Raw genomic sequence first — 7,455 nt, forward strand, 5'->3', positions numbered from 1 at the left:
CCCACCGCGGTATTCCTCGGGGCTGCGCGCCCCCCTACGCCGGTTCCCCCGCGAAGAGGCCGGCACAGGCAACCCAATACCCGGAGACCGATCATTGGAAGACCTCAACTCCCTCTACTACTTCACCCAGGTGGTCGAACACGGTGGCTTCGCCCCGGCCGGGCGGGCGCTGGACATGCCCAAGTCGAAGCTCAGCCGGCGTATCGCCGACCTGGAGGACCGCCTGGGCGTGCGCCTTCTGCACCGCACCAGCCGCCACTGCTCGCTGACCGAGATCGGCCAGGCCTACTACAACCGCTGTCTGGCCATGCGCGTGGAGGCCGAGGGCGCGGCGGAGATCATCGAGCGCAACCGTAGCGAACCGCGCGGGCTGGTGCGCATCAGTTGCCCGACCACCCTGCTCAACTCCTGGGTCGGGCCGATGCTGACCCGCTACATGCTCAAGTACCCGCAGGTGGAGCTGTTCATCGAAAGCACCAACCGCCGCGTCGACCTGCTGCACGAGGGCTTCGACATCGCCCTGCGGGTGCGCTTTCCACCGTTGGAAAACACCGACATGGTGATGAAGGTGCTGAGCAACAGCACCCAGTGCCTGGTCGGCCAACCGCAGTACCTGGAGCAGCTGCCCAAGGGTTTCGACCCGCAGTTGCTTGGCACGCTGCCGAGCCTGCACTGGGGCAGTGCCCAACGGGAGTACCAGTGGGAGTTGTTCCAGGGTGAGGACAGCAGCCGCAGCATTGTCATCCCGCATACCCCGCGCATGGTCACCGACGACCTGTTTGCCTTGCGCCATTTCGTGGTGGCTGGGGTGGGCATTGCGCACCTGCCGCGGGTGGCGGTGCGCGAGGACCTGGCGGCAGGGCGGCTGGTGGAGCTGATCCCGGACTGGCACCCGCGGTGTGGCATCGTGCATGCAATCTTCCCGTCGCGGCGCGGGTTGCTGCCATCGGTACGGGCGCTGATCGATCACCTGGCTGAGGAGTTTGCGATCAGCGATATGGCCTGATTCCGCAGCAGCTCAGGTTAGAACGCGAAGCACGAGCAACCCAGCGCCCCCCAGAAGCCCTGGAAGTCATTGACCGGCACACTCGAATGCCGCGCCTTTTCATGGCTGTGCGCATGCACCCCGCACGGCCCCGAGCACTGGTGCACGGCTGCCGCCAGCGACGGCGTCCCCACACGCCAGTGCCCCGGCACCTTGGTCACAGGCGACCATTCCGGCAGCACCGGCACCTGGGGTGGGCCGAGCTTGTCGAACTCCGCCGCGCCGTACACCACCTTGCCATCGACCACGGTCAGCACCGACTCGATACCCTTGATTGCTTCTTCATCAACGCTGAAGAAATCCAGCGACAGTGCCGCCAGGTCAGCCAGCTGGCCGACCTTGATCTGGCCCTTCTTGCCCTGCTCGCTAGAGAACCAGGCGCTGCCCTGGGTGAACAGTTGCAGCGCGGTGTCGCGGTCCAGGCCTTCCTTGTACAGCTCCATGCCGCCAACGGTCTTGCCGCTGACCAGCCAGTACAGCGAAGTCCACGGGTTGTAGCTGGACACGCGGGTGGCGTCGGTACCGGCACCGACCGGCACGCCCATGTCGAGCATGCGCTTGATCGGCGGGGTCTGCTCAGCGGCCTTGGCGCCGTAGCGGTCGACGAAGTACTCACCCTGGAAGGCCATACGGTCCTGTACGGCGATACCACCGCCCAGGGCCCGCACGCGCTCGATGTTCTGCGGGGTGATGGTTTCGGCATGGTCGAAGAACCACGGCAGGCCGTTGAACGGGATGTCGCGGTTGACCTTTTCGAACACGTCGAGCATGCGCGTGATCGATTCGTTGTAGGTGGCGTGCAGGCGGAACGGCCAACGCTGCTCGACCAGGTGGCGTACCACCGGTTCCAGCTCTTCTTCCATGGTCTGCGGCAGGTCCGGGCGCGGCTCGAGGAAGTCCTCGAAGTCGGCGGCGGAGAACACCAGCATTTCGCCGGCGCCGTTGTGGCGCAGGAAATCGGTGCCGCTGTGCAGCTTGACGCTGGACGTCCACTTCTTGAAGTCGTCCAGCTCTTCCTTGGGCTTCTGGGTGAACAGGTTGTAGGCGATGCGCACGGTCAGCTGGTTGTTGTCGGCCAGCTCCTGGATCACCGAATAGTCATCGGGGAAGTTCTGGTAACCGCCGCCGGCATCGATGGCGCTGGTCAGGCCCAGGCGGTTGAGCTCGCGCATGAACTGGCGGGTGGAGTTGACCTGGTACTCCAGCGGCAGCTTCGGCCCCTTGGCCAGGGTGGCGTAGAGGATCATCGCATTGGGGCGGGCGATCAGCATGCCGGTCGGGTTGCCGAACTTGTCACGCTGGATCTCGCCACCTGGCGGGTTCGGCGTGCTCTTGTCGTAGCCAACGGCCTTGAGCGCAGCGCGGTTGAGCAGCGCGCGGTCGTACAGGTGCAGCAGGAATACCGGGGTGTCGGGCGCGGCCTGGTTGATTTCTTCCAGGGTAGGCATGCGTTTTTCAGCGAACTGGAATTCGTTCCAGCCACCCACCACGCGCACCCACTGTGGGGTTGGCGTGCGGGCGGCCTGGTCCTTGAGCATGCGCAGGGCATCGGCCACCGACGGCACGCCTTCCCAGCGCAGCTCCAGGTTGTAGTTCAGGCCACCGCGGATCAGGTGCAGGTGCGAGTCGTTCAGGCCGGGGATGACCGTGCGCTGCTTGAGGTCGATGATTTGCGTGCTGGCGCCCTTGTGGGCCATGGCCTCGGCGTCGTTGCCCACGGCGATGAAGCGGCCGTCCTTGATGGCGACGGCGGTTGCGGTGGGCTTTTCGCGGTCAACGGTGTGCAGCTTGCCGTTGAACAGAATCAGATCGGCGGTCATGGAACCTCCTTGGGTGGATGCGTGAGCGGAACCGGCCTGGCCGGTGAAGGGCAATGCGGACCAGAGCGCGCCGGCGGCACCGAGCACGGTGCTGGTGGCGAGGAACTGGCGACGGGTCTTGTCGTTGCGGTCCTGGGACATGGGGCTCTCCGTCTCTGGGGGCGGCGGCAGGCGCGACTGCGGAGCATGCCGGTTGGTGCAGGGCCAAGGCTTGGATGGATGTGCGGTGGGCTGTAGAAGGTTAGCCCTGTTCAAACTTTGTGCTGCCTTGGCTGGCCTCTTCGCCGGCGACGGCGTGGCTCAACCGCGCAGCCAGTTGGCGCAGCGGCGGGTTACCCAAGGCATGATGTAGAACACCACGGGCAGGATGACGAACACATTGACGATCAGGTTGCCGGCAATCACGCCGCCCAGTTGCGGGAAGCGTGCGAACAGCGGCGCCAGCAGCTGCGGAATGGCCATGGTCATCGGGCAGATCACCAGGTAGGTCAGCAGCGCCTGCTTCCAGCGCGGCGGTTGCGCCGTGGCAGCGCCCGACGGGCCATCAAGAACCTGGTGCTGCAGGCATACGGTCACCACTTCGCGGTTGTCTTGGAGTGCGGTGTTCATCGGCGTTCCTTGGGATGAGCTTGCCCGCATCCACTGTGCAACGGCGGACGGGCGCTGGATTGGATAGGTGTGCTGCCCTGGGCGGGCACCGGCTGACGGTGCCCGCAGCGGTAGGGGTTACTTGTTGGCGTTGAAGGCGTTGTAGCTGGTCATCAGGTTGCGGTAGTCCGGGATGTGGTTGGAGCACAGTGCGGCCAGGCCTTCGATGTCGTTGCGCCAGTCGCGGTGCAGCTCGCAGGCCACGCCGAACCAGGTCATCAGTTGTGCGCCTGCACGGCTCATGCGGTCGTGGGCGGCGTTACGGGTCATGGCGTTGAAGGTGCCGGAAGCATCGGTGACCACGAACACTTCGAACTCTTCTTCCAGAGCAGCCAGGGCCGGGAAGGCTACGCATACTTCGGTGACCACACCGGCGATGATCAGTTGCTTCTTGCCGGTGGCTTTCACAGCCTTGACGAAGTCTTCGTTGTCCCAGGCGTTGATCTGGCCTGGGCGGGCGATGTAGGGGGCGTCCGGGAACAGGGCTTTCAGTTCCGGTACCAGCGGGCCGTTGGGGCCTTGTTCGAAGCTGGTGGTGAGGATGGTCGGCAGGTTGAAGAACTTGGCCAGGTCAGCCAGGGCCAGCACGTTGTTCTTGAACGCGTCCGGCTCGATGTCGCGGACCAGCGACAGCAGGCCAGCCTGGTGGTCGACCAGCAGTACGACAGCGTCGTCTTTGTTCAGGCGGTTGTATTTGAAGTTGGTCATCGGGGTAGCTCCTAAGGGTTTTGATATTCAGTAAGTTGGGTGTTTCGCGTTGATGGGAGAAGATTAAAACCATCACCTTTGGAGCGGTAGATAGTGGTTTTTGGCTGTAGCGTTCTGATTTATGAACGATGGATTGGCGCTGGATTTGCTGGCCTCTTCGCGGGCTTGCCCGCTCCCACAAGGACAGCGCTGGATTTGAATCCTGTGGAATCCCTGTGGGAGCGGGCGAGCCCGCGAAAAGGCCGGCACAGGCCCCATTGCCTGCAACAGCAACCTGCTCTATTACTACCCACAGCCCTTCCCTCACACCCGAGACCACCATGCTGGCGTTCATCCAGTCGTCCCCGTTGTTGCTCGGTACCGCCCTGATCCTGCTCGACCTCGTGCTCTGGCAAGTCATCCCTCTCCAGCGCCGGGCCTGGCGCATCGGCACGCGGCTGGTGATCTTCCTGCTGTTCAGCTCGGTGCTGGTGGCCGCTGGTATGAGCCCGCTGCAACCGCCACCATGGCCGGACGATGTCTCACGCAACCTGATGGCCACGGTGTTGACGATCGGTTGGTGGCTGTTCGGCGCGCGCACGGTCACGGTGGTGTTCGGCCTGTTGTTGGTGGCCCGTGGCAGCCATGGCGGGCGCTTGCTGCAGGATGTGCTGGGGGCGTTGATCTTCCTGGCCGCCGTGGTCGCTGCCGCAGGCTATGTGCTGCAGTTGCCGGTGAAAGGCCTGCTGGCCACCTCGGGGGTGATGGCCATCGTCATCGGCCTGGCGCTGCAGAGCACCTTGGCGGATGTGTTCAGCGGGATCATCCTGAACACCACGCGGCCGTACCAGATTGGCGACTCGATCTCGATCGACGGCACCGAAGGCAAGGTGCTGGAAATCGACTGGCGCGCCACCCGCCTGCTCACGGGCACGGGTAGCCTGGCGGTGATCCCGAATTCGGTGGCAGCCAAGGCGCGGCTGCTCAACCACAGCCGCCCGGCCGATGTACACGGGGTGTCGATCAGCGTGGTGGTACCAGCCAAGGTGCGCCCCAAGCGGGTGTTCGATGCGCTGGAAAAGGCCTTGCAGGGCACCAGCGCGATCCTTGCCTCACCTGGGCCCAAGGTTTCGGTGAAGGCCTCGACGCTGGAGTCGGTGGAGTACGAGGCCAGTGGCTTCGTTGCCGATATGGGCGGCAAGGCTGCGGCGCGCAACCAGCTGTTCGACCTGGCGCACCGCCACCTGGAGGCCAGCGGGGTGATGTGGAACGTCGACCTGGCCATGCCGCCGCGCAGCCGCCAGCGCGAGGTGCTGGACGAGGTGCGGGTGTTTCGCTCGCTAAGCGCTGACGAGCGGGATGCCCTGAGCCAGCGCATGACTGCGGTGGAGTACCTGGCGGACCAGGTGATTCTGGAGGTGGGCGAGCATTCCGACCATTTGCTGGTGATTGGCAGCGGCGTGGTGTCGGCGTCGGTGCGCGATGGCGACAAACTGCTGGAAGCCGGGCGCATGGGGCCGGGCGAGGTATTGGGGATCGAGGGGATCATTGATGAAGACGATTCGTTTGCCGAGTTCCGCACACTGACCAGTTGCGTGCTGTACCGGATCGACAAGGAGCAGGTGAAAAGTTGCCTGATACAGCGTGGCGATGTGCAGACGGCGTTGAGCAAGTTGCAGCGGTTCCGGCGGCAGAGCCGGGAGTCGTTGTTGCTGCAGAAGCCGGCCTTGATCAAGAAAGGCGGCTTCCTTAGCTGGTTGCACAAGTAAACCTGTACCGGCCCTTTCACGGGTAAATCCGCTCCCACAGAGACCGCGCTAATCTGGAACGCTGCGCAATACCTGTGGGAGGGGGTTCACCCGCGAAGAGGCCAGTGCTTACAACACAACTCTCAAGCATTGCCCCGCGTGGTACAGCGAGAACCCGGACTCGTAGAACGCGGTGCGCAGCGAAGGCGCACTCACGCCAGTCATCGGCGAGAACGGGATCGGCAGGCTGTCCGCCTCACCCTTCAGTAGGAACTCGGCAAACGCCCGGCCAATCACGGTGCCGGTGGTATTACCCCGCCCGTTATACCCGGTCACCGCCACCAGCCCCGGCGCTGGCTCGAACAGGCGCATCAGGTGGTCGGGGGTGAAGTCGATGCAGCCGGTCCAGTGCATCTCCCACTCGACCTTGCCCAGCTCCGGGTAGTAGTGGCTCTGGATGCGGTCGGCCCAGCTGCGCACGAACCACGCCGGCTTGTTGTCGACCCGGCCCAGGCTGCCGAGCAGCAGGCGGCCCTGGTCGTCGCGGCGGATGCTGCTGAGCACGGTGCGGGTGTCCCACGAGCCCTGGCCGTGTGGCAGCACCTTGTCAGCAGCCGCACCATGCAGCGGCTTGGACGCCACCTGGTAGTAATAACCACGGAAGAACTGCTTCTGCAGGTTGCTCCAGTCGCCTTCGGTGTAGGCGCCAGTGGAAATCACCACCTTGTCGGCGCGCACCGAGCCGCGGGCAGTCTTCACCCGCCAGGCATCGCCATCACGCTCCAGGCCTTCGACCGAGGATTGCTGGAACAGCTTGCCGCCCAGGCGTGCCACGGCAGCTGCCAGGCCCTGGGTATAGCCCATCGGGTTGATGGTGCCGGCGCGGCGGTCGAGCAGCGCGGCGGAAATCTTGTTGGTACCACAGTATTCCTGGCACTGGGCGCCAGTCAGCAGCTCCACGTCGGCACCGCGGCGGCGCCATTGTTCGTGGCGGGCTTCGAGGTCGGCGATGCCGGTGGCGTTGTGCGCCATGTGCAGCGTGCCTTTGTGCTGGGCCTGGCAGTCAATGCCAAGGCGCTCGATCATGGCGAACACTTCGCCTGGGGCTTCGCCAAGTACCTTGTTCAGGCGGCTGCCCTGCTTATGGCCGAGCGTGGCCTCGACGTCGTCGGGGCGGATCCAGGTGCCGGCGTTGACCAGGCCGACGTTGCGCCCGGAGCCACCATGGCCGAACTTCCAGGCCTCCAGCAGGATCACCGACTTGCCCTGTTCGAGCAGGTGGATGGCCGCCGACAGGCCGGTAATGCCGCCGCCGATCACGCAGACATCGGCCTTGTGCTCACCGGCCAGGGCCTGGGCGGCCACGCTCGGTTTGCTGACGTATTCCCACAAGCATTCTTGACGCAGTTCGGACATGGCCCGGCTCCAGCTGTTTTGTTTTTGTTGGGGCCGCTGCGCGGCCCATCGCCGGCAAGCCAGCTCCCACAGGGATCGCACAAGCTTGGAG

6 protein-coding genes are annotated in these 7,455 nt (G+C 64.6%); 2 read left to right on the top strand and 4 right to left on the bottom strand.

Going from position 1 to position 7,455, the window contains the following annotated elements; translation table 11 throughout:
• Positions 1-94: 94 nt before the first annotated feature.
• The gene (locus ABE456_RS27910) at positions 95-1,006 is read left to right on the top strand and encodes a LysR substrate-binding domain-containing protein (protein ID WP_105947185.1); all 912 of its coding nucleotides are present in this window, start codon (positions 95-97) and stop codon (positions 1,004-1,006) included.
• Positions 1,007-1,023: 17 nt separating this feature from the next.
• On the opposite strand, the gene ABE456_RS27915 is transcribed toward ABE456_RS27910, so the two are convergent.
• From ABE456_RS27915 to ycaC, 3 genes are all read right to left on the bottom strand, one after another.
• The gene (locus tag ABE456_RS27915; RefSeq protein ID WP_346646811.1) at positions 1,024-2,865 is read right to left on the bottom strand and encodes an amidohydrolase; all 1,842 of its coding nucleotides are present in this window, start codon (positions 2,863-2,865) and stop codon (positions 1,024-1,026) included.
• 300 nt (positions 2,866-3,165) lie between these two features.
• Positions 3,166-3,474 carry a hypothetical protein gene (locus ABE456_RS27920; protein WP_346646807.1) on the bottom strand — a complete coding sequence of 103 codons (309 nt, stop codon included), beginning with the start codon at positions 3,472-3,474 and terminating at the stop codon, positions 3,166-3,168.
• 117 nt (positions 3,475-3,591) lie between these two features.
• Positions 3,592-4,221 (bottom strand): isochorismate family cysteine hydrolase YcaC, encoded by a 630-nt coding sequence (ycaC, locus tag ABE456_RS27925; protein WP_346646808.1) that lies wholly within the window; start codon positions 4,219-4,221, stop codon positions 3,592-3,594.
• Between the two features lie 320 nt (positions 4,222-4,541).
• Between ycaC and ABE456_RS27930 the strand changes: the two genes are divergently transcribed.
• Positions 4,542-5,969, top strand: a complete 1,428-nt coding sequence (locus tag ABE456_RS27930) for a mechanosensitive ion channel family protein (protein WP_346646809.1) — start codon at positions 4,542-4,544, stop codon at positions 5,967-5,969.
• A gap of 108 nt (positions 5,970-6,077) precedes the next feature.
• Here ABE456_RS27930 and ABE456_RS27935 read toward each other — a convergent pair whose 3' ends face one another.
• Positions 6,078-7,364: an FAD-binding oxidoreductase gene (locus ABE456_RS27935; RefSeq protein ID WP_346646810.1), complete on the bottom strand. Its 1,287-nt coding sequence runs from the start codon at positions 7,362-7,364 to the stop codon at positions 6,078-6,080.
• Positions 7,365-7,455 lie beyond the last annotated feature (91 nt).

It is taken from the genome of Pseudomonas sp. TWI929 (genome assembly GCF_039673335.1).
Classification (GTDB): domain Bacteria; phylum Pseudomonadota; class Gammaproteobacteria; order Pseudomonadales; family Pseudomonadaceae; genus Aquipseudomonas.

Excerpts from the sequence above, each read along its gene's own strand:
- ABE456_RS27915 (WP_346646811.1), bottom strand. The coding sequence starts at position 2,865 with ATGACCGCCGATCTGATTCTGTTCAACGGCAAGCTGCACACCGTTGAC.
- ABE456_RS27920 (WP_346646807.1), bottom strand. The coding sequence starts at position 3,474 with ATGAACACCGCACTCCAAGACAACCGCGAAGTGGTGACCGTATGCCTG.
- ycaC (WP_346646808.1), bottom strand. The coding sequence starts at position 4,221 with ATGACCAACTTCAAATACAACCGCCTGAACAAAGACGACGCTGTCGTA.
- ABE456_RS27930 (WP_346646809.1), top strand. The coding sequence starts at position 4,542 with ATGCTGGCGTTCATCCAGTCGTCCCCGTTGTTGCTCGGTACCGCCCTG.
- ABE456_RS27935 (WP_346646810.1), bottom strand. The coding sequence starts at position 7,364 with ATGTCCGAACTGCGTCAAGAATGCTTGTGGGAATACGTCAGCAAACCG.